This is a genomic window from Methylobacterium sp. JK268 (genome assembly GCF_054052225.1).
Genome location: NZ_JBSVZN010000004.1, coordinates 320,248 through 342,093, shown reverse-complemented (window position 1 = coordinate 342,093; position 21,846 = coordinate 320,248). Strand labels below are relative to the sequence as shown.

General features: G+C 72.3%; 28 protein-coding genes and 1 tRNA gene. 14 read left to right on the top strand and 15 right to left on the bottom strand.

Annotation, left to right across the window (positions count from 1 at the left end):
• Nucleotides 1-57: 57 nt before the first annotated feature.
• Nucleotides 58-387 (bottom strand): DUF6894 family protein, encoded by a 330-nt coding sequence (locus ACW9J6_RS07150; protein WP_457115751.1) that lies wholly within the window; start codon nt 385-387, stop codon nt 58-60.
• A 132-nt stretch (nt 388-519) separates the two neighbouring features.
• On the opposite strand from ACW9J6_RS07150, the gene ACW9J6_RS07145 reads away from it, so the two are divergent.
• Nucleotides 520-1,464, top strand: coding sequence for an AraC-like ligand-binding domain-containing protein (locus ACW9J6_RS07145; protein ID WP_457115750.1), 945 nt, complete (start codon nt 520-522; stop codon nt 1,462-1,464).
• Here the strand turns inward: ACW9J6_RS07145 and ACW9J6_RS07140 are convergent.
• Nucleotides 1,461-1,709: a DUF6894 family protein gene (locus ACW9J6_RS07140; protein ID WP_457115749.1), complete on the bottom strand. Its 249-nt coding sequence runs from the start codon at nt 1,707-1,709 to the stop codon at nt 1,461-1,463. The genes ACW9J6_RS07145 and ACW9J6_RS07140 overlap by 4 nt on opposite strands.
• A 341-nt stretch (nt 1,710-2,050) precedes the next feature.
• On the opposite strand from ACW9J6_RS07140, the gene ACW9J6_RS07135 reads away from it, so the two are divergent.
• Nucleotides 2,051-2,725, top strand: coding sequence for a haloacid dehalogenase type II (locus tag ACW9J6_RS07135; protein ID WP_457115748.1), 675 nt, complete (start codon nt 2,051-2,053; stop codon nt 2,723-2,725).
• Nucleotides 2,726-2,766: 41 nt separating this feature from the next.
• On the opposite strand, the gene ACW9J6_RS07130 is transcribed toward ACW9J6_RS07135, so the two are convergent.
• Nucleotides 2,767-4,257, bottom strand: a complete 1,491-nt coding sequence (locus tag ACW9J6_RS07130) for a carboxypeptidase M32 (RefSeq protein ID WP_457115747.1) — start codon at nt 4,255-4,257, stop codon at nt 2,767-2,769.
• Nucleotides 4,258-4,372: 115 nt separating this feature from the next.
• Here ACW9J6_RS07130 and ACW9J6_RS07125 point away from each other — a divergent pair, with 115 nt between their 5' ends.
• Entirely contained in the window at nt 4,373-4,630 is a 258-nt protein-coding gene (locus tag ACW9J6_RS07125; RefSeq protein ID WP_457115746.1) for a hypothetical protein, read from the top strand.
• A 20-nt stretch (nt 4,631-4,650) separates the two neighbouring features.
• Nucleotides 4,651-5,226 carry a pyridoxamine 5'-phosphate oxidase family protein gene (locus tag ACW9J6_RS07120; RefSeq protein WP_457115745.1) on the top strand — a complete coding sequence of 192 codons (576 nt, stop codon included), beginning with the start codon at nt 4,651-4,653 and terminating at the stop codon, nt 5,224-5,226.
• A 41-nt stretch (nt 5,227-5,267) separates the two neighbouring features.
• On the opposite strand, the gene ACW9J6_RS07115 is transcribed toward ACW9J6_RS07120, so the two are convergent.
• Nucleotides 5,268-6,428, bottom strand: a complete 1,161-nt coding sequence (locus ACW9J6_RS07115; RefSeq protein ID WP_457115744.1) for an acyltransferase family protein — start codon at nt 6,426-6,428, stop codon at nt 5,268-5,270.
• Between the two features lie 61 nt (nt 6,429-6,489).
• Entirely contained in the window at nt 6,490-7,794 is a 1,305-nt protein-coding gene (locus ACW9J6_RS07110) for a solute carrier family 23 protein (RefSeq protein WP_457115743.1), read from the bottom strand.
• A gap of 153 nt (nt 7,795-7,947) precedes the next feature.
• Here ACW9J6_RS07110 and ACW9J6_RS07105 point away from each other — a divergent pair, with 153 nt between their 5' ends.
• Both ACW9J6_RS07105 and ACW9J6_RS07100 read left to right on the top strand, forming a co-directional pair.
• Entirely contained in the window at nt 7,948-8,595 is a 648-nt protein-coding gene (locus ACW9J6_RS07105; RefSeq protein WP_457115742.1) for an RNA polymerase sigma factor, read from the top strand.
• Between the two features lie 10 nt (nt 8,596-8,605).
• Nucleotides 8,606-8,857: an anti-sigma factor family protein gene (locus ACW9J6_RS07100; RefSeq protein ID WP_457115741.1), complete on the top strand. Its 252-nt coding sequence runs from the start codon at nt 8,606-8,608 to the stop codon at nt 8,855-8,857.
• A gap of 145 nt (nt 8,858-9,002) precedes the next feature.
• Here ACW9J6_RS07100 and ACW9J6_RS07095 read toward each other — a convergent pair whose 3' ends face one another.
• From ACW9J6_RS07095 to ACW9J6_RS07080, 4 genes are all read right to left on the bottom strand, one after another.
• On the bottom strand, nt 9,003-9,302 hold the full coding sequence (locus ACW9J6_RS07095; protein WP_457115740.1) for a BrnA antitoxin family protein: 300 nt from the start codon (nt 9,300-9,302) through the stop codon (nt 9,003-9,005).
• A complete protein-coding gene (locus tag ACW9J6_RS07090; protein ID WP_457115739.1) occupies nt 9,286-9,564 on the bottom strand; it encodes a BrnT family toxin in 279 nt (92 codons plus the stop codon). The genes ACW9J6_RS07095 and ACW9J6_RS07090 overlap by 17 nt, the downstream gene beginning before the upstream one ends.
• 75 nt (nt 9,565-9,639) lie before the next feature.
• The gene (locus tag ACW9J6_RS07085; RefSeq protein ID WP_457115738.1) at nt 9,640-10,746 is read right to left on the bottom strand and encodes a CaiB/BaiF CoA transferase family protein; all 1,107 of its coding nucleotides are present in this window, start codon (nt 10,744-10,746) and stop codon (nt 9,640-9,642) included.
• A 240-nt stretch (nt 10,747-10,986) separates the two neighbouring features.
• A tRNA-Ala gene (locus tag ACW9J6_RS07080) sits at nt 10,987-11,062 on the bottom strand.
• 107 nt (nt 11,063-11,169) lie between these two features.
• On the opposite strand from ACW9J6_RS07080, the gene ACW9J6_RS07075 reads away from it, so the two are divergent.
• From ACW9J6_RS07075 to ACW9J6_RS07065, 3 genes are all read left to right on the top strand, one after another.
• Nucleotides 11,170-11,457, top strand: coding sequence for a YggT family protein (locus ACW9J6_RS07075; RefSeq protein ID WP_457115737.1), 288 nt, complete (start codon nt 11,170-11,172; stop codon nt 11,455-11,457).
• A gap of 5 nt (nt 11,458-11,462) precedes the next feature.
• Nucleotides 11,463-11,783 (top strand): DUF167 family protein, encoded by a 321-nt coding sequence (locus ACW9J6_RS07070; protein WP_457115736.1) that lies wholly within the window; start codon nt 11,463-11,465, stop codon nt 11,781-11,783.
• Nucleotides 11,784-11,903: 120 nt separating this feature from the next.
• Entirely contained in the window at nt 11,904-12,950 is a 1,047-nt protein-coding gene (locus ACW9J6_RS07065) for a MaoC family dehydratase (RefSeq protein ID WP_457115735.1), read from the top strand.
• 78 nt (nt 12,951-13,028) lie between these two features.
• Here the strand turns inward: ACW9J6_RS07065 and ACW9J6_RS07060 are convergent, their stop codons facing one another.
• From ACW9J6_RS07060 to mntR, 4 genes are all read right to left on the bottom strand, one after another.
• Complete coding sequence (locus ACW9J6_RS07060; RefSeq protein WP_457115734.1) at nt 13,029-14,303, bottom strand: serine hydrolase domain-containing protein; 1,275 nt, start codon at nt 14,301-14,303, stop codon at nt 13,029-13,031.
• Between the two features lie 143 nt (nt 14,304-14,446).
• Nucleotides 14,447-14,779 carry a type II toxin-antitoxin system PemK/MazF family toxin gene (locus tag ACW9J6_RS07055; protein ID WP_457115733.1) on the bottom strand — a complete coding sequence of 111 codons (333 nt, stop codon included), beginning with the start codon at nt 14,777-14,779 and terminating at the stop codon, nt 14,447-14,449.
• Nucleotides 14,779-15,036, bottom strand: a complete 258-nt coding sequence (locus ACW9J6_RS07050) for an AbrB/MazE/SpoVT family DNA-binding domain-containing protein (RefSeq protein WP_457115732.1) — start codon at nt 15,034-15,036, stop codon at nt 14,779-14,781. The genes ACW9J6_RS07055 and ACW9J6_RS07050 overlap by 1 nt, the downstream gene beginning before the upstream one ends.
• Nucleotides 15,037-15,132: 96 nt before the next feature.
• On the bottom strand, nt 15,133-15,621 hold the full coding sequence (gene mntR / locus ACW9J6_RS07045) for a manganese-binding transcriptional regulator MntR (protein WP_457115731.1): 489 nt from the start codon (nt 15,619-15,621) through the stop codon (nt 15,133-15,135).
• A 162-nt stretch (nt 15,622-15,783) separates the two neighbouring features.
• Here mntR and ACW9J6_RS07040 point away from each other — a divergent pair, with 162 nt between their 5' ends.
• Genes ACW9J6_RS07040 through ACW9J6_RS07030 form a run of 3 tightly spaced genes read left to right on the top strand, consistent with a single transcriptional unit; the run spans nt 15,784 to nt 18,000 of the window.
• On the top strand, nt 15,784-16,479 hold the full coding sequence (locus ACW9J6_RS07040; protein WP_457115730.1) for an ABC transporter permease: 696 nt from the start codon (nt 15,784-15,786) through the stop codon (nt 16,477-16,479).
• 10 nt (nt 16,480-16,489) lie between these two features.
• On the top strand, nt 16,490-17,206 hold the full coding sequence (locus ACW9J6_RS07035) for an ATP-binding cassette domain-containing protein (protein WP_457115770.1): 717 nt from the start codon (nt 16,490-16,492) through the stop codon (nt 17,204-17,206).
• Nucleotides 17,176-18,000: a substrate-binding domain-containing protein gene (locus ACW9J6_RS07030; RefSeq protein ID WP_457115729.1), complete on the top strand. Its 825-nt coding sequence runs from the start codon at nt 17,176-17,178 to the stop codon at nt 17,998-18,000. Before ACW9J6_RS07035 ends, ACW9J6_RS07030 begins: the two co-directional genes overlap by 31 nt.
• Nucleotides 18,001-18,052: 52 nt before the next feature.
• Here the strand turns inward: ACW9J6_RS07030 and ctrA are convergent, their stop codons facing one another.
• Nucleotides 18,053-18,754: a response regulator transcription factor CtrA gene (ctrA, locus tag ACW9J6_RS07025; protein WP_379126594.1), complete on the bottom strand. Its 702-nt coding sequence runs from the start codon at nt 18,752-18,754 to the stop codon at nt 18,053-18,055.
• A gap of 495 nt (nt 18,755-19,249) precedes the next feature.
• On the opposite strand from ctrA, the gene fliI reads away from it, so the two are divergent.
• Complete coding sequence (fliI, locus tag ACW9J6_RS07020; RefSeq protein WP_457115728.1) at nt 19,250-20,623, top strand: flagellar protein export ATPase FliI; 1,374 nt, start codon at nt 19,250-19,252, stop codon at nt 20,621-20,623.
• A 118-nt stretch (nt 20,624-20,741) separates the two neighbouring features.
• Nucleotides 20,742-21,149, top strand: coding sequence for a flagellar export protein FliJ (fliJ, locus tag ACW9J6_RS07015; protein ID WP_457115727.1), 408 nt, complete (start codon nt 20,742-20,744; stop codon nt 21,147-21,149).
• Between the two features lie 36 nt (nt 21,150-21,185).
• On the opposite strand, the gene ACW9J6_RS07010 is transcribed toward fliJ, so the two are convergent.
• The gene (locus ACW9J6_RS07010; RefSeq protein WP_457115726.1) at nt 21,186-21,776 is read right to left on the bottom strand and encodes a GNAT family N-acetyltransferase; all 591 of its coding nucleotides are present in this window, start codon (nt 21,774-21,776) and stop codon (nt 21,186-21,188) included.
• Nucleotides 21,777-21,846 lie beyond the last annotated feature (70 nt).

The window sequence follows — 21,846 nt, the reverse complement described above, 5'->3', positions numbered from 1 at the left end:
CCGGAGGAGCGTCCGGTCGCGGTCAGACCCGTGTTGGCCGAGATCCACGATGGCCGTTCATGATTCGCTCTGAACAGTGCAGCCGCCAAGGCTGGCCGAGTGATCGGCAGGCTCTGTCACTACCTCAGAGCGGCGGAGCGGTCGAGTATTGTGGTCGAGAACTTCGTCGATGACGGCAACAAGGGTTGCCTTCACAGCGAAGTCTCCGGTTTCATCTCGGACCTCGATGCGGATCTGGAACGAGTTCACGACTGATCGGCTGTGCGCGATGAGTTCGCCCAGCAGACGCTGCACCTGCCCGCGAACCGCGTTCAGGTCGGCAAACTCGTATCCCGTATCGTCCGGGGTTGCGCGCCCGTCGTCGATGTCGAAGTAGAACCGAGGCATCTCCCCTCCGCGACCGGGATGGCCGGAGCCCGTAGGGTCCCGCCGGCGACCGCTTTGGCATAAGCTGACCGGCCCGGATCGGCTCGGCCGGCACGAATCGTCGGCCGATCCGCAGGACCGAGAGGGATATCGATGGAGACGGTTTTCTCGACGGACCACGTCCACCCGCGTGATCGGTTCGAGTACTGGCATGAGGCGGCCCGCCGGGGCATCGTCGAGCACAATTCCAGTCCGAGATGCCGAGGGACCTTCCGGGCAGAGCTGCGGGTGGGCTCAATCGGCACGCTCGATCTCGCTTGCTTTCAGAACTCGGAAATGTCCGTCACTCACACGACGCGACACCTGTCTCGCACGAACGCCGATGAGCTCTTCATCTGCCGTCAGTTCCGAGAGCGCCTCGCTCTCGAGCAGGGGGGCCGACACGTCGTGCTCGATCCCGGCGATGTCACGCTGATCGATCCGAGCCTGCCTTACGAGGGATGGTTCTCGGACGGCTCCGAAGTCCTCGTTGTCAAGATTCGCCGTGGTCTCCTGGAAAGTCGTCTCGGGCAGACGCGAGACCTGCTCGCCCGGAAGCGGACCACGGCGGAAGGCCGTCTGGCATCCGCCTATCTGGCCATGCTCCCGTCCCATGCCGACGGCCTGGGTTCGGCCGAAGGCCTCGTCGAGACGCACCTGCTCGATCTGCTGGCCCTCACGTTCGGAAAAGCAGCCGACGAGACGACGGGCCGCGGCTCAGCCGCTCGGTCGCTCGTCCGCACGAGGCTGCAGATCGCGATCGAGGCGCGCCTGGCCGATCCCATGCTCCAGGCAACCTCGGTCGCCGCCGCGGCAGGTGTGAGCGTGCGCTATGCGAATGCCGTGCTGTCTGACGAGAACACCTCGCTCACGCACCTCATTCAGGCGAAGCGCCTCGCGCGCTGTCGCCAGGCCCTGGAGGATCCGACGCAGACGCACCGAACCGTGAGTGACATCGCCTACGGCTGGGGGTTCTCGGACATGACCCATTTCGGCCGCCGATTCAAAGCCGCCTATGGCTTCCTTCCCAGTGAGTGCCGTCGCACCAAGACGGCCTAGCCGGACTCCGCTCCGACCCGCCGATCCGTCGAGAGCCGAACGGTGAACAGCTCCTGCCCGGTGTCATCGGCAACCCTCATGAGCCATTCCCTGCCGGACCAAATCTCACCCACCGCGTTGTCGATCATCAACTCGCCGATGACCTTCAAGGCTTCTCGTCTGGCCGCCTCCAGATCCGCAAGTTCAACCCCATCGGTGTCGATGTGGTGCCGTCCCTCGTCGATGTGAAAGAAATAGCGAGGCATTCATCTCTTCGCCAAGTTGGATGGACGAATGTAGAGTGCTCGGTCGCGGTTGGATCGGCTGAGATGGCACCATGCGTCGGCTTTTCCGACGTCCAGCGAAGGCCGCTCGCCGCGGAGCATCGGGCATGATCGGGCTCAGGGGAGGGGGCCCGCGAGGCGCGTGAGGTCTGTGTCACGCGGGTGTCCAGGTCCGCTGGCCAGCCGATCGGCTCGTCACGGCGGGGGTGACGGGTTTACTGTTGCGCCGGACGCGGATCCGTCCCAGGCCTCGCCCCCGGAAGGCCGCGCCGGCGCCCGCCCGAGGCGGGGCGGGGCGGGGCGGCCGAAGGCGGGAGGCGCCCATGACGACCCGACCCACGGTGATCGCCTTCGACATCATCGAGACGGTGGTCTCGCTCGAGACCATGCGGCCGCGGCTGACCGCGCTCGGCCTGCCGCCCGCCTCCCTGGAGGCGTGGTTCGCCGCGTCCCTGCGCGACGCCTTCGCGATCGCCGTCACGGACCGGTTCGCGCCCTTCCGGCTGGTTCTGCGCGGAACGCTCGCCTCGATGCTCTCCGCCCGCAGGCTCCCCGTCGTGATGGCGGAGCTCGATGCCGCCCTCGACGGAATGGCCGAACTGGAGCCGCATCCGGACGCCGGCGCGGCGCTCGCCCGGCTCGCCGATGCCGGCTACCGCATCGTCGCCCTGAGCAACGGGGCGGCCGCCGTCACGGAGCGGCTGCTGCGGCGGGGCGGCCTCGTCGATCACGTGGAGATGGTCCTGTCCGTCGACCAGGTGCAGCGCTCGAAGCCGCGGGCGGAGGTCTACCGCCACGCCGCCCAGAGCACCGGCGTGGCGCCGGACGCGGTCATGCTGGTGGCGACCCACGCCTGGGACACCCACGGGGCCAAGGCGGCCGGCCTGCGGGCGGCCTTCGTGGCCCGCGGCCAGACCTACCCGCCGGTGCTGCTGCAGCCCGATCTCCAGGGCGACGCCTTGCGGGACGTCGCCGAGGCGCTCGCCGCGCTGGCGTGAGGGCGGCGCCCTCTCCGGCTCCGGGCGCCGCCGCCCGGCCGTTACGGCGCCTCGCAGTAGCGCCGCCGGAGGTGGTCCAGAAACGGCGCGCTCGACAGGGGCTCGCCCGTCGCCGCGACCAGGAGGTCCTGCGTCTCCAGCGTCGAGCCCCGCTCGTGCACGTTCGCGCGCAGCCAGCCGAGGAGCGGCGCGAGGTCGCCCCGGGCGAGGCCGGGGCGGATCTCCGGTTCGGCCGCGCAGGCCGCCCGGAAGAACTGCGCGGCGATCATCGCGCCCAGCGTGTAGGTCGGGAAGTAGCCGAAGGCGCCGCCCGGCCAGTGGATGTCCTGCAGGCAGCCCAGGGCGTCGTTGGGCACGGAGAGGCCGAGGAGATCGCGCATCCCCGCGTCGAAGGCGCCCGGAAGGTCCGCGACCGCGAGGTCGCCGGCGATCATCGCGGTCTCGAGCTGCGTGCGCAGCAGGATGTGGGCCGGGTAGGTGACCTCGTCGGCGTCGACCCGGATGAAGCCGGGGGAGACCCGGGTCCCGAGCCGGTAGAGGTTGTCGGCCTCCCAGGCTGGCCCCTCGCCGCCGAAGGTCTCGCGCAGGAGCGGGGCGAGGAAGCCGACGAAGTCCCGGGACCGGCCCGCCTGCATCTCGACGATGAGCGACTGGCTCTCGTGCAGGCTCATGCCGCGGGCCTGGCCGGCCGGCTGGCCGCGCCAGGCCGCCGGGCGGCCCTGCTCGTAGAGGGCGTGGCCGGTCTCGTGGAGGACGCCCATCAGCGCCCGCGTCACGTCGGCTTCGTCGTAGCGGGTGGTGATGCGCACGTCGTCGACGGCGCCGCCGCAGAACGGGTGCAGGCTGACGTCGAGGCGCCCGCGCTGAAAGTCGAAGCCCGCCGCCCGCATCACCGCCAGCCCCACCGCCTTCTGCCGCTCGACCGGGAAGGGGCCGAGCAGGGGCAGCGGGGCGGGGGCCGCCGCCTGCCGCTCCCGCGCCTGGGTAATCAGGGCCGGCAGCACGGCGCGGAGTTCCGCGAAGAGCGGGTCGATGACGCTCCGGCGCAGGCCCGGATCGTAGCTGTCGAGGAGCGCGTCGTAGGGCGAGAGGCCGAGCGCCGCGCCCTTGGCCGCGCCGATCTCGCGCTGCAGCCGCAGCACCTCGGCGAGGTGGGGCGCGAGGAGCGCGAAGTTCGCGTCCCGGCGCGCCTCGCGCCAGACCATCTCGGCGCGCATCGCCGCGCGGGCATTCGCCTCCACGAGGTCCCGGGGCACCGCGGTGGCGTGGCGGTGCATGCGGCGCATCTCGCGCAGGTTCGCCCGCGCCCCCGGGTCGAGCGGCTCCTCCTCCGCCCGCGCGAGGTCGTCCGCCACGGCCCGGCCGGTCAGCAGCTCGTGGATCAGCCCGCGCAGGGTGGCGAGCTGGTCGGCGCGGCCCTCGGCGGCGCCGTCGGGCATCAGTGTCTGCGCGTCCCAGGCCAGGATGCCGGCCGCGTTGTCGAGCGCGTCGAGCCGCGAGAAGGTGAGCGCGAGCGAGGGATACGCCTGCATCGTCCGGTCCGGTCCTGCGAGGATCCGCCTCGCGGACCCACGCAGGCTTCGCTATCATCCCGCGCGCGGCGTGGCGACCCGGTCCCGGGCGCGATCCCCGCGCGGAGCGACGCGGATGCAGGATCAATCCGGCTCGGCCCTCGACCTCGCCCGGCGCGTGGAGCGCGCCTGCCTCGACCACAGCCGCAAGGCCCTCGACCTGCACCGCTCCGCGACCGCCGCCGCGCAGGCGCGGGACCTCTCGGCCGCCCAGGCCTCCTACCGCCACGCGCAGGATTCGCTGCGGCTCGCCCAGGAGACCGCCGCGCAGCTGCTGGGCGCGCTCGCGGACTTCCTTCGGCCGCGCCCCAGGGGCGGCGACCCGGCCCCGTGAGGGCGTGAGAGATGGACGGGATGGCCAAACGGTTCGAGGCGCTCGAGGCGGCGCACCGGGACTTCATGGCGCGCCAAGCGATCTTCTTCGTCGCCTCGGCCGCGCCCGGGAGCCGCGTGAACCTGTCGCCGCGCGGATCCGGGGATTTCCGCTGCCTCGATACGCGCACGGTCGCCTATCTCGACCGGACCGGCAGTGGGAACGAGACCGCCGCCCACCTGCGCGCGGGCGGGCGGATGACGGTGATGTTCTGCGCCTTCGAGGGCGCGCCGATGATCCTGCGCCTCTACGGGCGCGGAACCGTCCACGGGCGGCGCAGCGCCACCTTCGCGGCGCTGCTGGACCGGCATTTCGACGGCGCCGCGCCGCTCGGCACCCGCCAGATCGTCACGCTGGCGGTCGATCTCGTCCAGACCTCCTGCGGCTATGGCGTGCCGCTCTTCGCGCACCGGGGCGGGCGCGACTCCCTCGACCGCTGGGCCGCCCACAAGGGCGAGGACGGCATCGCGGCCTACTGGCGGGAGAGGAACCTCGTCAGCCTCGACGGGCTGCCGACCGGACTCCTCGACGAGCCCGAGCCTCCGGCAGCGCCTTAGGCCCGTCGCGGAGCCCGGCCGCCATCGCGCGTGAGGCGCCGCTACGCGACCCGCGCCACGCCCGGCACGCGCAGGAGCAGGCCTGCCAGCCCGTAGCAGAGGGCGCAGGCGACCGTGCCGCTCGCCGCCGCCTTGAGCACGGCCGGCAGCGCCACGCTCCGCGCCGCGACCGTCACGGCCACCAGCACCGGCGGGTGGATGATGAAGATGAGGTAGGCCCGCCGCGCGAGCCGCTGCCAAAGGGGCGTCAGGGTCGCAACGCGGCGCCGGAAGGCGGTGAGCAGGCCCAGGATGAAGCCCCACGCGACGAAGGGCTCCCACACCGCGTAGACCAGGGCGAGGAGGCTCCAGCCCCCCTCGGCCCGGCCGCCCAGGAGCGGCAGGTGCGGAGCCAGGAGCGCCGCCGCGGGAAACACGGGCAGCGCGACCCAGGCGATGCGCAGCCAGCGCCGGGTGCGCTCCGGCGGGATCCGCTCCAGCCACGCCGCGGGCGATCCGGCGCAGCCCGCCGCGAACAGCACGACGTAGGAGGCGAAATAGCCGAGCTGCAGCGACCCGACCGTCGTGCCGACGGGCCAGGCGAGACGCAGCAGGAAGGCGGCGGCGCCGGTCCCGAGCGCGGCTGAGAGCAGCATCGCGTCCGACGGGAACGGACGGGCGGTCCTCTGATCCGCGCCGAGGCGACCCAGCAGCAGCCACGCCGCGGCGAAGATCAGCAGCGCCTCGGCGAACCACAGGGGGCCGGGCTCGAACGCGCCGCGGCGCCAGACCCGCGCGAAACCGTCGAGGAAGGCATGTCCCTTCGCCAGGCCGGCGAGGGCGACGGTCGCCGGGTGAAGGAGGAACAGGTAGGCCAGGAGCGGCACGCCAAGCCGGATCAGCCGGTCGCGCAGGAAGGCGAGCGCGCCGCGATGCCGGTAGGCGCTCGGCGTGTAGGTGCCGGCGAGCAGGAAGAACAGCCCCATGAACCAAGCCTGGTTCACGGTGCAGAACAGAATCAGCAGCAGCCCGCCCGGCGTCGCGGACGGGGCGACCTCCCGGTGGTACCAGCCGCCGATGGCGCCATAGGTCAGGGCCGCGTGGTGGAAGATCACCAGCAGGGTGACGCTCGCCCGCAGCGCATCGATCCCCGCGTCGCGCGGCCCGTCGCGCACGAGGCTGCCGGTCGGCGGGGTCGGTGTGGCCACGGCCGCGGACGTCACGGGGATCCTCCGACAACCCGGGCGCCAGCCTAGCGGGACGGCCGGCCCGCGGGAAGGTTCCTCAGCCGGGCTCGTCGCGCAGGGCGTGCCAGAGCAGGATGGCGGCGGCGCTGGCCGTGCCGATCCCGCCGAGCCGGAAGCTTCCCAGGCCGAGCGTGAAGTCGCCGGCCCCGAGCACCAGGGCCGTCCCGACCGTGAGCAGGGTGCGGGTCGAGGCGAAGTCGACCCGGTTCTCCACGAAGATCCGCCCCGCCGTGGCGGCGATCAGCCCGAACACCACCACCGACAGGCCGCCGATCACCGGCCCCGGGATCAGCAGGATCGCGGCGCCGAATTTCGGTGACAGCCCGAACAGAATCGCCACCAGGCCGGCGACGGCGAAGACCAGGGTGGAGTAGATCCGCGTCACCGCCATCACGCCCATGTTCTCGGCGTAGGTGGTCACCCCGGTGCCGCCGAAGGCGCCGGACAGCATCGTGGCGAGCCCGTCGCCCAGGAAGGCGCAGCCGAGATAGGGGTCGAGGTTGCGCCCGGTCATCGCGCCGATGGCCTTCACGTGACCGAGATTCTCCGCGACCAGCACCACCGCCACCGGGGCGATGAGCCAGATCGCCGAGGGCTCGAAGACCGGCGCGACGAGGTGCGGCCAGCCGAACCAGGGCGCCTGCGCGACGCGCGCGAGGTCGAGGGGGGCGGCGAGCCCGAGCCCGTTCGCCAGGACACCGTAGAGCACGGTGGCCGCGGCGGCGCCGATCAGCAGCGGCAGCCGCCGCGCCGCGCCGGGCGCGTAGGCGGCCGCGAGGCCGACCGCCGCCACCGTGAACAGCCCGACGCCCGTGGCGAGGGGCGAGCCCGAGATCCCCTTGACGCCGATCGGCGCGAGGTTGAGGCCGATCGCCCCGACGATCGCCCCCGTCACGGCCGGAGGCATCAGCCGGCCGATCCAGGCCTCGCCCGCCACCATCACCGCGACGCCGACCAAGGCGTAGACCGCGCCGGCCGCCACGATCCCCCCGAGGGCGACGGGCAGGTTCGGGTTCGGTCCGCTGCCGGCATAGCCCGTGGCGGCGATCACCACCGCAATGAAGGCGAAGCTGGAGCCGAGATAGCTCGGGACGCGGCCGCCCACCACGACGAAGAACAGCAGCGTCGCGACGCCGGAGAACAGGATGGCGAGGTTGGGGTCGAACCCCATCAGCAGGGGCGCCAGCGCGGTCGATCCGAACATCGCCACCACGTGCTGGAGGGCGAGGACCAGCATCTGCCCGAGCGGCGGGCGCTCGTCGGGCAGGATCACCGCGCCCCGGGCGAGCCGCCAGCGCGGAAGGCCCGATCCCCCATCCCCGTCCCGATCCCGCGCCGCCATGCGGTCCCTCCCCGTCGCTCGTCCGGCGTGCGATTAGAGCAGAACGGGGCCGCGGGCCACGGGAGACCGCGCGAGCGGGCGCCCCGTAACCGGGAACCCGCCGGGAGCGAAGGGGAGCCCGAGGGTGGAGGTTCGCCGATCGGGGAGGGCGCGATGACCGGCTCGGCCGATCCGAGCGACGAGGACCTGCTGCCCCGCCTGCGGGCGCGGGACGAGGCGGCGTTCCGGCTGCTCGTGCGCCGCCACCACCTGCGCCTCGTCGCGGTGGCGCGCGGGGCCTCGCTGCCGCCCGAGGCCGCCGAGGAGGTGGTGCAGGAGGCCTGGATCGCCGCGATGCGCAACCTCGACGGCTTCGAGGAGCGCTCCTCCCTGCGCACGTGGCTCACCGGGATCGTCGTCCGGCTCGCCCGCAAGGCGGCGCAGACCCGACGGCGCACCGCGACCTTCTCGGATCTCGCGCCCGCCGGGTCCGGCGCGTCGGAGGAGGCCGAGGCCGACGCTTTCCTGTCCGATGGCCACTGGCGGGAGGCGCCCTGGCACTGGACGGAGGTCGACCTGGAGCGCGCGCTGGCGGGCCGTCAGGTCTGGGCGGTGGTGGAGGCGGCGATCGAGGCCCTGCCGCCGCTCCAGGCCTCGGTTCTGCGCCTGCGCGACGTCGAGGGGTTCGGAGTGCGGGAGACCGAGGCGATGCTGGGCGTGGGCGAGGCGCGTCAGCGGGCGCTTCTCGACCGGGCGCGGATGCGGGTGCGCACCGCCTTCGAGCGCATCACCCGCGAGGCGCCGCTGCGCGCCGCGTCGTGAGGGAGAGGGGATGTCGATGATGCGATGCCGCGAGGTGGCCGAGCGGGTGGGCGCGGTGATGGACGGCGAGGCGGGCCTCGCCACGCGGGCGCGCGTGCGCTTGCACCTCCTCGCCTGCCCGCCCTGCCGACGCTTCTTGGCCCAGCTCCAGGCGGCGCGGCGCCTCCTTCGCGCGGTGCCGCCGCCGCCCCTCGATCCGCAGCGGGAGGAGGCGCTCGTCGCCGCGGTGATGCGGGCCGGGCGGCCGGGCGAGCGGGGCTGAGGGCGGCGGCGGCGCGGCTCCCGAGAGGAGGCGGCTCGTTCGAAGCGGGACCGGTGTCGGTGGTCCACCGGTCCGGCGGGCTTCGACAATCCGTGAGACGGGAGCCTATTCCGCCGAACCGGCAACGACGTCGGCGGAATATGCTCTAGGCGTGCTTGCGCATCAGATCGTGAAGCTGGGTCTGCCAGCCCGGCCCCTTCGCGCGCCACTTCTCCAGGACGTCCGGATCCACGCGCAGCGAGATCATCACCTTGGGCGGTGTCGCGGTCCTGCTCTGATGCGCCTTGAGCGCGGCGTAGAGCCCCGGTCGGGCCTCCCGCAGGGGCCGGGCGGCCCGCATCTGCTCCTCGGTGATCTCGGGGCTGTCCGAGACCTCGTCCCAATCCTCTTGCGTGTAGTTCGGGTTCGGGACGTATCCGGGGGCGTGATCACGATCGGTGCTCATAGAGGCGTCGCTCCTTTGCGCTGGCGGGCCGGAGGCTGATCAGGGATTGCGCCTCCGATCCGAGGGGCGAGAGCACGGCCGCGACCACGAGGACACCGTCGAGCGGCCCAACGAACAGAGTGCGGTCGCGGCCGGTCCGGCTCGGAAAAGTCGGAACTTCGACGGCGGTATCGATGTCGAAACGGTCCGCGAAGCCCTCGAAGTCCAGCCCATGCTTGGCAAGGTTCGCGAGGCGCTTCGTCTCGTCCCATACGATCCGCATCGGGTATGTATATACGCCCTTGCGGAAATCGACAAGCGCCGCCGCTCTGCCAGGATCGATGGGGGAGAGTGCCGTTCAGCCTTCCCCGCATCCCCAGACCCGCGCTGCCTCCTCGAGGCTCATCGCTGGCAGATCCGTCCGGATCCGGGCTGGCGTCGCCGAGAAGCGCGGCGCGGGCGCTGGCTGCACCACGCCGTCGATGGTGATGAAGGTCCCGCGGGCGTCGAGGTGGGCGTGCCGGGGCGCCTCCTCCAGGGTGAGCACGGGGGCGAGGCAGGAATCGGTGCCTTCGAGGAGCGCGCACCACGCGTCGCGGTCGCGGGTGAGGAACAGCGCCTCCAGGCGGCGATGCAGCTCATCCTCGTCGCGCGCGTCGAAGGCCGGATCGTCCTCCAGGCCGACCCGGCGCCGGAACTCGGCGAAGAACTGGGGCTCCAGCGGCGCCAGCGCCACGAAGCGGCCGTCCGCGCAGGCATAGGTGCGGTAATAGGCCCGGCCGCCGTCGAGGAGGTTCGCCCCGCGCGCGGGCGACCATCGCCCCTGGGCCGCGAAGTCGCTCGCCATCGCCATCAGGGAGGCGGCCCCGTCGCAGATCGCGCAATCCACCACCTGGCCGCGGCCCGTCGCCCGGGCCGAGAGGATCGCCGCCAGCAACCCCATCGCGAGGTAGAGCGAGCCGCCGCCGAAATCGCCGATCAGGTTCAGGGGCGGCACCGGATGGGCGGCGGGGCCGATCGCGGCGAGCGCCCCGGTCACCGCGATGTAGGTGAGGTCGTGGCCGGCCCGCGGCGCGAGCGGCCCCTCCTGCCCCCAGCCGGTCATGCGGCCGTAGGCGAGGCGCGGGTTGCGGGCGAGCACGGCGTCGGGACCGAGGCCGAGGCGCTCCATCACGCCGGGCCGGAACCCCTCGATGAGGGCGTCGGCGCGCTCCAGGCAGGCGAGCACCCGGGCGCGGTCGGCCTCGTCCTTCAGGTCCGCGATGACGGTCGGGCGGCTGCGGGGGAGGACGTGCCGCGCGTAGGGATCGGCGCCGCCCGGCCGGTCGATGCGCAGGATTTCGGCGCCGAGATCTGCCAGCAGCATCGCTGCGAACGGGCCGGGCCCGATCCCGGCGAACTCGACGATGCGAAGCCCCGCGAGGGGACCGCGCCCGCCCGCATCCGGTGATGACGTCGACATCATCGCAGCGCGCTTCCTCCCGGCGCCCGTCGCGGCGCCCGGCGGGCATGCTACAGGAAACGCGACGCCGCGCAGTCCCGGCGCCCGCGCCACCACCGCGCAGGTGGATTCGACGCGTGCCAGCCGCATGACGCAGCGGCCTCACCGGTTCAGGAGAGACTTCACCCTGCGCGACATCTTTCGGATTTGCGTCGGACCCTTGGTCCGCCTTCCCACCAACTTTTCACCATCTTGCCGGTGGGTTGGTGGAGCTGAGGGGATTCGAACCCCTGACCTCCGCAGTGCGATTGCGGCGCTCTCCCATCTGAGCTACAGCCCCGTCGAGGTGGGGGGCTTGTAGGCCGGCCTGCTTCGCCCTGTCAATTCCCTTCCTGCTCCGAACCGCACGGTGTGCCCTTTCGGACGACGAGGACCTACGGACCGCGCATGCGCTCGCTTCTCTGGCTCATCGACAACGTCATCACGCTCTACGTGTACCTCCTGATCGCGAGCGCCGTCCTGAGCTGGCTCATCGCCTTCAACGTCGTGAATTCCCGCAACCCGATCGTCTCCCAGATCGAGGAGTTCCTGTACCGGGTGACCGAGCCGGCCCTGCGGCCGATCCGGCGCATCCTGCCGAATCTCGGGGGCATCGACATCTCGCCGATCATCCTGGTTCTGCTGCTGTTCTTCCTGCGCAACCTCATGTTCGAGCTCTTCGCCGCGCTGGTGTGACCGCGGTGTCGACCACGCTGCCCTGGCGGCTCCTGCCGGACGGCCTCGAATTGCGCGTCCGTGCGACGCCCCGGGGCGGGCGCGACGCCCTCGACGGCACCGAGATCCGGGCGGACGGGCTCGCCGTCCTCAAGGTCCGGGTGCGGGTCGCCCCGGAGGACGGGGCGGCCAACGCGGCGATCCGGGCCGTCCTGGCCGCGGCGCTGGGCTGTCCGGCGCGGGATGTCGCGCTCGCGAGCGGCGCCACCGCCCGCGTGAAGACCTTCCGCGTGGCCGGCGACGGGCCGGCCCTCGCGGCCAGGCTCTCGGCCCTCATCGGGGCCTGACGAAAGGCGTATCGCGCCCGCGAGCGCGGCGGTGCGACAAGGCGCCCAGCCGGGGCGGCTTGCACCGCCCCGCGCCCCCAGGCTTGGCTGACGGCGCGCCGCCGCTCCCGAGGACGCACGATGAAGACGAATCCCGGCCGCTTCTTCGAGGATTTCCGCCTCGGCGAAACCATCCGCCACGCCACGCCGCGCACCGTGACCACGGGGGACGTGGCCCTCTACACCGCGCTCTACGGGCCGCGCTTCGCGGTCCAGTCCTCGGACGCCTTCGCGCGGGCCTTCGGCTACGCGCGGGCGCCCCTCGACGACCTCCTGGTCTTCCACGTCGCCTTCGGCAAGACGGTGCCCGACATCTCCCTCAACGCGCTCGCCAATCTCGGCTACGCGGAGGGGCGGTTCCTGCGGCCGGTCTATCCGGGCGAGACGCTCGCCTCGGTCTCCGAGGTGATCGGCCTGAAGGAGAGTTCGAACCGCCAGACCGGTGTCGTCTACGTCCGCTCGACGGGCTACGACGCGGACGGCGCGGCCGTGCTGACCTATTGCCGCTGGGTCCTGGTCCGCAAGCGCGACCCCGCCGCGGCCATCGCCGAGGAGGCGGTCCCGACGCTCGGCAAGGCGGTGCCCGTGGCGGATCTCGCGCCGGCGCTGCCGCCGCTCGATCCGGCCGCCTACGATTCCGTGCTGGCGGGCAGCCCGCACCGCTTCGGCGACTACGCGCCCGGCGAGCGCATCGACCACGTCGACGGCATGACCGTCGAGGAGGCCGAGCACCAGATCGCCACGCGCCTCTTCCAGAACACCGCCAAGGTCCATTTCGACGCCCATGCGGGCAAGGAGACGCGGTTCGGCCGCCGGCTGATCTACGGCGGCCACGTGATCTCGCTCGCCCGGGCGCTGAGCTTCAACGGGCTCGCCAACGCCTTCTCGATCGCGGGGATCAACGCGGGACGGCACGTGGCGCCGCTCTTCGCCGGCGACACCGTCTACGCCTGGAGCGAGGTGATCGAGGCCGCGGACCTGCCGGGCCGCCGCGACGTCGGGGCGCTGCGCCTGCGCACGGTCGCGACCAAGAACCAGCCCTGCGGCGCCTATCCCGACAAGGCCGGGGACGGCTACGACCCGGCGGTGATCCTCGACCTCGACTACTGGGCGCTGATGCCGCGGTGAGGCGGCTCGGCCGAGGACTCGACGTGGACGGTACGGCGCCGCTCCCCCCGCTGGAGCGGGAGCGCCCCGTCCGCGACGCTACTCCACGAGCGCGCCGTAGAGCAGGTTCTTGAACAGGAAGCGCGTCTGCAGGCGGGTGCCCGGGCCCGCGGACAGGAACACGCCGACGATCTTCTCCTGGCGGTCGACCGTGAAGCTGGTGCCGCCCGCACCGGCCCACATCGCGTCCCCCGGCGAGCCGGGAATCCAGGCACCGCCCTCATCCAGCCGCACGCCCCAGCCGAGGCCGAAACCGTAGCCGGGGCCCGTGGTCGGGGCCGGCGAGCCCTCCAGTCCCTGGAGGTGGTTCGACAGCATGAACGCGACCGACTTGCGCGACAGGATGCGCACCCCGTCGAGTTCGCCGCCATTCGCCACCATCTGGGCGAAACGGAAGTAGTCCCCGGCCGTGATGACCGAGCCGGCGCCGCCGTGGACGTAGCGCTTGCCGGGATCCTGGTCGCTGCGCGCCAGCTTCCAGAGGTCGGCCTTGAGCGGGTCGGAATCGAAGGCGTCGGCGAACCGGGAGACCTGGTCCGGCCTGAGTTGGAAGCTCGTCTCGGTCATGCCGAGGGGCTTGAACAGCACCTCGTCCAGGTAGCGGTCGAGGCGCTTGCCCGTCACCTTCTCGATGACGAGACCGAGAACGTCGATGCCGACCGAGTACTCCCAGCGTGTTCCCGGCTCATAGGCCAGCGGGATCGCCGCCAGGCGCTTGATGAATTCGTCGTTCGAGACATCCGTGGTGAGGCTCTCGACATCCGCCTTCTCGTAGGCCTCCCGCATCTCCGGGAAGGGCGCGGACCCTGCGTAGGTGAAGCCCGCCGTGTGACGGAACAGGTCCCAGATCAGGATGGGGCGTTTGGCCGGGACGGCGACGCGGGACGTGCGCCCGCGCTCGTCGCGGACCTCGGTGTAGACCTTCATCTCCTTGAACTCGGGAAAGTACTGCGCGAGCGGGTCGCGCAGGCCGAGCTTGCCCTGCTCCATGAGAGCGACGGCGGCCACGGCCACGAAGGGCTTCGTCATCGAGAAGCCGCGGAACACCGCATCGCGGGGCATCGGCTTCGTCTTGGCCGAGTCGAGGAAGCCGTGCGCCTCGAAGTGGACGATCTTGCCGTTGCGGGCGATGAGCGTGACGGCCCCCGGGATCGTCCCCTTCTCGATCTCCCGCGTCATCGCCGGCGCGATGCGGGCGAGGCGCTCGGTCGAGAACCCTTCCTGGGTCGGTGCCCCGTCCGCGGCGAGCGCCAGGCCCGCCCAGAGCACGGCCGCGGCGGACAAGCCCGCCGGCCGCGTCGCATTCCACGCCATCCCGTCCTCCCGTTTTCGGTCAAGATAGGCCGCGAGAGGCAGCCGGACAGGCGGGCCGGCCCTGTCGTCTCGATTCGTTGAGCCCACTTCGTCGCGAAGAAGCGCCTGGCGGTCGTCCGATGATCAGGCTCCAAAGACGGCGGTCACGCCAGGATCGTGGCGAGTTTCGCCATCACTTCGTCGATGACCGGCACCGGCACGGCCTCCAGCCGCCGGCCTTTCCGCGCGCCGATGTCGATCGCGCGCGGCTGGTCGCAGCGCACGACGCCGGGGGTGCGCGTCCCGGCACCCGTCAGCGGAACGGAGAAGCCGGCCATCCGGGCGAAGTTGCCGCCGGTGGTGATGGGCAGCACTACGGGGGTCCGCGTCAGGCGGTTGAAAGGCCCGGGAGACACGATCAGCACCGGCCGCGTGCCCTGCTGTTCATGGCCGGCGGTCGGGTCGAGCGAGACGAGATAGATGTCGCCCCGCTCCATCACGGGATCTCGCGACCGGCCGGCTCAACGTCGAGCCAAGCCGCGTCGTCGGCCGGTGGGTCGGCTTCGGGATCACATTGCGCGATGAGTTCGTCGAGGGTGTAGCGCGACCGGGGCTGCGGCTCGACCACCAGCCGGCCGCCCTCGATCGCGAGGCCCACCTTGGCGCCCGCCGACAAGTGGAGCAGGTCCAGCAACGCGGGCGGCACCGTCAGCATGACGGAGCCACCAACCTTGCGCAGGTTCGTCGTGTGCATGGCAGACCTCAAATTATATGAAAATATAACATCGCGCGGAAGCATCCGAAAGCCCGTGGCTGTGGGCATCGGGATAGGCCTTCGCCGCCTTCGACCTCACGCATCCCCCCGCCCGGCCGCGAAGCGCCGGAACGCGTCCAGGGTCTCGCGGCTGACATGGTGCTCGATGCCCTCGGCGTCGCAGCGCGCCACGTCCGGGCTGACCCCGAGCGCGAGCAGGAAATCCTCCACGATGCGGTGGCGCTCGCGGGATTCCGCCGCCAGCGCCCGGCCCGCCTCGGTGAGGAACACGCCCCGATAGGGGCGCTGCTGCACCAGCCCGTCCTCCGCGAGGCGCTTGAGCATCTTGGCCACGGTCGGCTGCGCCACGCCGAGACGGGCCGCGATGTCGACCTGCCGCGCCTCGCCGCCATCGCCGATCAGGTCGGCGATCAGCTCGACGTAATCCTCCACCAGTTCCAGCCGCCGCGCCTCGCGCACCTGCCGGAAGCCCGCCGAGTGCCGCTCGGCATCGACGAGACCCGGCTCCTCCCGGGACTCGTGGCGCAGATCCTCGGGCCGAGGAGCGTGGGGCAGGTCCTGCATGGCTTGGGACGGTCCGCCTCTGCCGGCCGGGATACGGGCGCCCTTCTTAGCGGAGGGGCGGGCGGGTGTGCAGGGGGCGCGCATCTCCGCCCGGGTTTTCCCCTTGTGCCGGGCCGCCCGCCCGTTGCATCAGCGGGCACCCGTCCCGACCGACCGGAGCCGATGGCAGAGACCCTTGGCGAAACCCTGGCGAAGCTGGCGAGCCTCGACCGCGAGGTGGTGGCGATCGCGTGGCTGTCGCTGCGGGTCGGCCTCGCGGCGGTGCTGCTCGGCGCGCTGGCCGGGATCCCGCTCGGCGCGCTCGCGGCCGTGGCGCGGTTCCCCGGCCGCGCCGCCCTGATCGGCCTCCTCAACGCCCTGATGGGACTGCCCTCGGTGGTGGTCGGCCTCGTCCTCTACCTGCTGCTGTCGCGCTCGGGCCCGCTCGGGGCGCTCGGCCTGCTCTTCACTCCGGGGGCGATGATCGCCGCCCAGGCGGTGCTGGTCACGCCCCTGGTCGCGGCGCTCGCGCGCCAGATCCTCGCCGACGCGGAGGCGCATCTCGGCGAGCAACTCCGCTCGCTCGGGCTGGGGCCGCTGCGGCGCGCGGCGGCCCTGATCCACGACGCCCGCTTCTCCCTGGTGACCGTGGTCCTGGCCGCCTTCGGGAGGGCGGTCTCGGAGGTCGGCGCCGTGCTCGTCGTCGGCGGCAACATCGCGGGCGAGACCCGCACCCTGACGACCGCGATCTCGCTCGAAACGCAGAAGGGCGACCTGCCCCTGGCCCTCGCGCTCGGCGCGGTGCTGATCGGCCTCGTCCTGATCCTCAACGCCGCGGCTTCGCTGCTGCGGGCCTACGCGGCAAGGGCCTATGGATGAGACCCCGCGGGTGAGCCGGGGCCTGCCGATCCGCCTCGACGGCGTGGCGTTCCGGGCCGGCGGGCGCGCGATCCTCGACGGCGTGAGCCTCGGGCTCGACGCGCCGGGCGTGACCGCGATCATCGGCCCGAACGGCGCGGGCAAGAGCGTGCTCCTGCGCCTGATCGACGGGCTGCTGACCCCGAGCGCGGGGCGGATCGCGCTCGCGCCCGGGGCGCGGCGCGCCTTCGTGTTCCAGCGGCCGGGACTCGTCCGGGCGAGCGCCGCGCACAATGTCGGGCTCGCCCTCGGCGGGTGCGGCCGGACCGAGCGCGCCCGGCGCGTCCGCGCGGCCCTGGCACTGGTCGGCCTCTCCGACCGGGCCGGGGATCCGGCGACGCGGCTCTCGGGGGGCGAGCAGCAGCGCCTCGCCCTGGCGCGGGCCTGGGCGGTCGCCCCGGACCTGCTCCTCCTCGACGAGCCCACCGCCCATCTCGACCCCGCCGCGTCGGACGCGGTGGAACGGATCGTGGCCGGGATGGCGCGGGAGGGCACGAAGGTGCTGCTGGTCTCCCACCAGCTCGGGCAGGTGGCGCGCCTCGCCCGCGACGTCGCCGTGCTCTCGGGCGGGCGGCTCGTGGAGCACGGCCCAGTCGAGCGCGTCCTGTCCCATCCCGCCGCGCCCGAAACCCGGGCCTACCTCGCCGGAGCCTTGCCTTGGACCGTGTTCGCCGCTTCCTCGCCCTGAGCCTCGCCGCGTGGCTCGCCGCGCTGCCCGCCGCCGCGGCCGAGAGCATCACGGTCGCCTCCACCACCTCGACCGAGCAGTCGGGCCTGTTCGGCCACCTGCTGCCGCACTTCACGGAGGCGACGGGGATCGGGGTGCGGGTGGTGGCGGTGGGCACCGGCCAGGCCCTCGACATCGGACGCCGGGGCGACGCCGACGTGGTGCTCGTCCACGACCGCCCCGCCGAGGAGGCCTTCGTGCGCGAGGGGGCCGGGCTGCGGCGCGACCCGGTCATGTACAACGATTTCGTGGTGATCGGGCCCAGGGCCGATCCCGCCGGGGTCGCCGGGCGCGACGCGGTCGCGGCCCTGCGCAGGATCGCGGCCGCCAAAGCCACCTTCATCTCGCGCGGCGACCGCTCCGGCACCCATGCGGCGGAGCTGCGCCTGTGGCGGGACTCCGGCCTCGACCTCGCGGCGGTGCGGGGCTCCTGGTACAAGGAGATCGGGCAAGGGATGGGGCCGGCCCTCAACGCCGCCTCGGCCACCGGCGCCTACCTGCTGGCGGATCGCAGCACTTGGCTCGCATTCGGGAATCGGGGAGACCTCGCGGTGCTGGTGGAGGGCGATCCGCGCCTCTTCAACCAGTACGGCGTGATGCTGGTCAATCCGGAGCGCCACCCGCACGTGAAGGCGCGGGAGGGCCAGGCCTTCATCGACTGGCTGCTGTCGCCCGCCGGGCAGGGGGTGATCGCGGGCTACAGGATCGACGGGCAATCGCTGTTCGTGCCCGATGCCGGGACGCCGGACCGGTGACGCCCGACCATCGGGACCGGACGCGGCGGGCCGAAAGCCCGCCGTCTTCCGATCAGACCGCGATCCGGTCCTCGTCGTCGTTCGGCTCGCGCAGCACGTAGCCGCGGCCCCACACCGTCTCGATGTAGTTCTTGCCCTGGCTCGCATTCGCCAGCTTCTTGCGGAGCTTGCAGATGAAGACGTCGATGATCTTCAACTCCGGCTCGTCCATGCCACCGTAGAGATGGTTGAGGAACATCTCCTTGGTGAGCGTCGTGCCCTTCCGCAGCGAGAGGAGTTCCAGCATCTGGTACTCCTTGCCGGTCAGGTGGACGCGGGCGCCCGAGACCTCGACGGTCTTCTGGTCGAGGTTGACGATCAGGTCGCCGGTCGTGATCACCGACTGGGCGTGACCCTTCGAGCGGCGCACGATCGCGTGGATGCGGGCGACGAGCTCGTCCTTGTGGAAGGGCTTGGTGAGGTAATCGTCCGCGCCGAAGCCCAGACCCTTCACCTTGTCCTCGATGCCGGCCATGCCGGACAGGATCAGGATCGGGGTCTTGACCTTCGCCACCCGCAGGCTGCGCAGCACCTCGTAGCCCGACATGTCGGGCAGGTTGAGGTCGAGGAGGATAATGTCGTAATCGTACAGTTTGCCGAGGTCGACGCCCTCCTCGCCGAGATCGGTGGTGTAGGTGTTGAAGTTCTCGGACTTGAGCATCAACTCGATGCTCTGCGCCGTGGCGCTGTCGTCCTCGATCAGAAGTACGCGCATCTCAGTCCCCAAGCCCTGGCCCATGAGGGTGAGGCAAACACCCGCCGCCCATCCGCCACCGGCCCGTGGCGGATGCCCGTCTTCTCATTCGACTCGCGACGCTATGCCCAAAGCGTTAACAAAGCCTGATTCCATCCCGCAAGCGCTTTAAGATCCACCCGACGAGTCAATCCCTTGCGCGTTGTCGATCCGTTCCGGCAATCCGTGGCCCGCGAGTCGCGTCTCCGTGCCCCGCCGCGGGGCTAACCGACTCCAGGGACTCGCCTTCGTCCCCGGTGTGATAATCGTGGCACACGCCCGCGGTTTCCTACGGTCGGGTGCCCCTCGATGCTCCTCAGGCAGTGTTAAGGAGAGGGGTAAATGGAAGGTTGATGGGGTCGTGCACCCGGTCGCCATCCACAAGCTGGTCGAGGGAGGCCGCGGAGCAGGGACCGGGCCGCTCCGCGAAAATTGCCGGTGGGGCGGAAAGGATTGGGGCGGGGCGCGGAGCAGCCGATGGCGGGGCGAGGGACCGGCGCAGGAACGGAGATTGGGACGGGGCGGCTCACGGCCGCCCGCGCGGCGCTCGACGGGGTCGAGGCCCTGGAGGTGTTCGGCCGGGTGGTGGCGATCCGGGGCCTGCTGATCGAGGTCGCCGGCCCGCTGGCGGCCATGCGGCTCGGCGGCCGGCTCGACATCGCCGTCGAGGCGGAGGGGAGCGAGGCCGTCGTCCCCTGCGAGATCATCGGCTTCTCGGGGGCGCACGCGCTCGCCATGCCGTTCGGCTCCCTGCAGGGGGTGCGCCGGGGCTGCCCGGCCCGGGTGCGGGCCGAGGGTGCGGGCGCGATCCGGCCGAGCCGGGGCTGGCTTGGCCGGGTGGTCGACGCGCTCGGCGGGCCGGTCGACGGGCTCGGGCCGCTGCCGGCCGGCCCCGTCGCCTACCCGCTGCGGGCCGATCCGCCGCCGGCCCATGCCCGTCGGCGGGTCGGGCCGCCCCTCGATCTCGGCGTGCGCTGCATCAACACCTTCCTGACCATGTGCCTCGGCCAGCGCATGGGCATCTTCGCGGGCTCGGGCGTCGGCAAGTCGGTGCTGCTGTCGATGCTCGCCCGCAACGCCGCCTGCGACGTGGCGGTGATCGGCCTCGTGGGCGAGCGCGGGCGCGAGGTGCAGGAATTCCTGCAGGACGACCTCGGCCCGGAGGGCCTCGCGCGCTCGGTCGTGGTGGTGGCGACCTCCGACGAGCCCGCCCTGATGCGCCGCAACGCCGCCTACGTGACCCTGGCGCTCGCCGAGCACTTCCGCGACCAGGGCGCCCGGGTGCTGTGCATGATCGATTCCGTCACGCGCTTCGCCATGGCCCAGCGCGACGTCGGCCTCGCGGCGGGCGAGCCGCCCACCGCCAAGGGCTACACCCCGACCGTGTTCAGCGAATTGCCCCGCCTCCTCGAACGGGCCGGCCCGGGCACCGGCGAGGGGACGATCTCGGGCCTGTTCACCGTGCTGGTGGAGGGCGACGACCACAACGAGCCGGTGGCGGACGCGGTGCGCGGCATCCTCGACGGGCACATCGTGATGGAGCGGCGGATCGCCGAGGGCGGGCGCTACCCGGCGATCAACGTGCTGCGCTCGGTCTCCCGCACCATGCCGCGGGCCTGCGACCCGGACTTCCTCCCGGTGGTGCGCCGCGCCCGCACGCTGCTCGCCACCTACGCCGACATGGAGGAGCTGATCCGCCTCGGGGCCTACCGGTCGGGCGCCTCGCCGGAGGTGGACGAGGCGATCGCCCGGATGCCCGATCTGGAGGCTTTTCTGGGTCAGGGTAAGGAAGAAGCAACCTCCCTGGGGGAAGGATATCTGCGCCTGGCGGCGATCGTCGGCGGGCCCTGAGCACAGGCGCACCGTCGACGTCTCCGAGCGGAGAGGACACCTCCGCGCGGGCCGCGCGCGTCGTGCTCGGGCGTGGCGAGGCGGGGAGCACCGCCCAGCGGCGTGGAGTGGGAGCACGATGAAATCGCGGGACACGCTCATCCGGTTGCGACGCTTCCAGGTGGATGAGAAGCGCCGGCGGGTCAGTCAGATCGAGTCGATGATGGCGGATTTCGCCCGCATGGCGGCGGAGCTCGACCGCGAGATCGCGCAGGAGGAGCAGCGCGCCGGCATCACCGATCCGGGCCACTTCGCCTATCCGACCTACGCGCGCGCCGCCGCCCAGCGGCGCGACAACATCCGCCGCTCGGCGAGCGACCTCGACGCGCAGCTCGAGGAGGCCAAGGCCGCCCTCGCCGAGGCCTTCGAGGAGCTGAAGAAGGTCGAGATCCTGGACGACCGCGAGCGCACGGCCGAGAAGGCCGCGGACACCGCCCGCGAGCAATCCGACCTCGACGCGGTGGCGCTGGGCCGCGCCCGCGCCTGAGCGGGACCGGGCTCTGAGCGGTCCGTCCCGCGGACATCACCCCAGAACGGGCACGTGCGGCGCGGCCTCGCGCGGCAGGTGCCCGGAGAGGCGCGGATCGGGGACCACCTCCACGTGCCGGGCGAAGGGCGCGAAGCCGCACGACACGTAGAAGCGCAGGGCCGCCGGGTGGTCGAGGGTGCAGGTGTGCAGCCAGACCCGCTCGACCGGCCGCGCCCAGGCCCGGCGCAGGGCCTCCCCCATCAGCATCCGGCCGATCCCGGCCCCGACCGCCTCCGGCACGAGCCCGAAGAAGGCGATCTCGACCTCGCCCGGCACCCGCGCGTCGAGCTCGAGGAGACCGATGTCCCGTTCCTCCCGCACCAGCGCCAGCGCCTCGACGGCCGGGTCGGCCAAGATGGCCAGGAGCGCGGCGTCGGCGAGGAGGCGCCGGCTGAACCACAGCCAGGGCGTACCGATCCGGGCGTAGAGCGCGCGGTAGCGCGCGAGGTCGGCCCCGATCGGCGCGAGCGGCGGTGGCGGGCCGGCCGGGAGGGCGGGGCGTTCCCGCATCTCCAGGGAGGTGACGATGGCGGCCACGTGGGTCGCCGGGATGGGCGTGAGCCCGTCGAGCTTGAGCACGGTCATCGGGGGTCCGGTCGCAGGTCTTCCGGTCTCAGGTCTTCCGGTCGTAAGTCCTCATGGCGCGCGGCGGCGC

Coding starts and splice junctions, on each gene's coding strand:
- ACW9J6_RS07150 (WP_457115751.1), bottom strand. CDS start 387: ATGCCTCGGTTCTACTTCGACATCGACGACGGGCGCGCAACCCCGGAC.
- ACW9J6_RS07060 (WP_457115734.1), bottom strand. CDS start 14,303: ATGGCGTGGAATGCGACGCGGCCGGCGGGCTTGTCCGCCGCGGCCGTG.
- mntR (WP_457115731.1), bottom strand. CDS start 15,621: ATGCAGGACCTGCCCCACGCTCCTCGGCCCGAGGATCTGCGCCACGAG.
- ACW9J6_RS07100 (WP_457115741.1), top strand. CDS start 8,606: ATGTCGATGATGCGATGCCGCGAGGTGGCCGAGCGGGTGGGCGCGGTG.
- ACW9J6_RS07105 (WP_457115742.1), top strand. CDS start 7,948: ATGACCGGCTCGGCCGATCCGAGCGACGAGGACCTGCTGCCCCGCCTG.
- ACW9J6_RS07095 (WP_457115740.1), bottom strand. CDS start 9,302: ATGAGCACCGATCGTGATCACGCCCCCGGATACGTCCCGAACCCGAAC.
- ACW9J6_RS07130 (WP_457115747.1), bottom strand. CDS start 4,257: ATGCAGGCGTATCCCTCGCTCGCGCTCACCTTCTCGCGGCTCGACGCG.
- ACW9J6_RS07110 (WP_457115743.1), bottom strand. CDS start 7,794: ATGGCGGCGCGGGATCGGGACGGGGATGGGGGATCGGGCCTTCCGCGC.
- fliI (WP_457115728.1), top strand. CDS start 19,250: ATGGCGGGGCGAGGGACCGGCGCAGGAACGGAGATTGGGACGGGGCGG.
- ACW9J6_RS07040 (WP_457115730.1), top strand. CDS start 15,784: ATGGCAGAGACCCTTGGCGAAACCCTGGCGAAGCTGGCGAGCCTCGAC.
- ACW9J6_RS07135 (WP_457115748.1), top strand. CDS start 2,051: ATGACGACCCGACCCACGGTGATCGCCTTCGACATCATCGAGACGGTG.
- ACW9J6_RS07050 (WP_457115732.1), bottom strand. CDS start 15,036: ATGCACACGACGAACCTGCGCAAGGTTGGTGGCTCCGTCATGCTGACG.
- ACW9J6_RS07085 (WP_457115738.1), bottom strand. CDS start 10,746: ATGATGTCGACGTCATCACCGGATGCGGGCGGGCGCGGTCCCCTCGCG.
- ACW9J6_RS07055 (WP_457115733.1), bottom strand. CDS start 14,779: ATGGAGCGGGGCGACATCTATCTCGTCTCGCTCGACCCGACCGCCGGC.
- ACW9J6_RS07075 (WP_457115737.1), top strand. CDS start 11,170: ATGCGCTCGCTTCTCTGGCTCATCGACAACGTCATCACGCTCTACGTG.
- ACW9J6_RS07145 (WP_457115750.1), top strand. CDS start 520: ATGGAGACGGTTTTCTCGACGGACCACGTCCACCCGCGTGATCGGTTC.
- ACW9J6_RS07140 (WP_457115749.1), bottom strand. CDS start 1,709: ATGCCTCGCTATTTCTTTCACATCGACGAGGGACGGCACCACATCGAC.
- ctrA (WP_379126594.1), bottom strand. CDS start 18,754: ATGCGCGTACTTCTGATCGAGGACGACAGCGCCACGGCGCAGAGCATC.
- fliJ (WP_457115727.1), top strand. CDS start 20,742: ATGAAATCGCGGGACACGCTCATCCGGTTGCGACGCTTCCAGGTGGAT.
- ACW9J6_RS07010 (WP_457115726.1), bottom strand. CDS start 21,776: ATGACCGTGCTCAAGCTCGACGGGCTCACGCCCATCCCGGCGACCCAC.
- ACW9J6_RS07125 (WP_457115746.1), top strand. CDS start 4,373: ATGCAGGATCAATCCGGCTCGGCCCTCGACCTCGCCCGGCGCGTGGAG.
- ACW9J6_RS07090 (WP_457115739.1), bottom strand. CDS start 9,564: ATGCGGATCGTATGGGACGAGACGAAGCGCCTCGCGAACCTTGCCAAG.
- ACW9J6_RS07120 (WP_457115745.1), top strand. CDS start 4,651: ATGGCCAAACGGTTCGAGGCGCTCGAGGCGGCGCACCGGGACTTCATG.
- ACW9J6_RS07065 (WP_457115735.1), top strand. CDS start 11,904: ATGAAGACGAATCCCGGCCGCTTCTTCGAGGATTTCCGCCTCGGCGAA.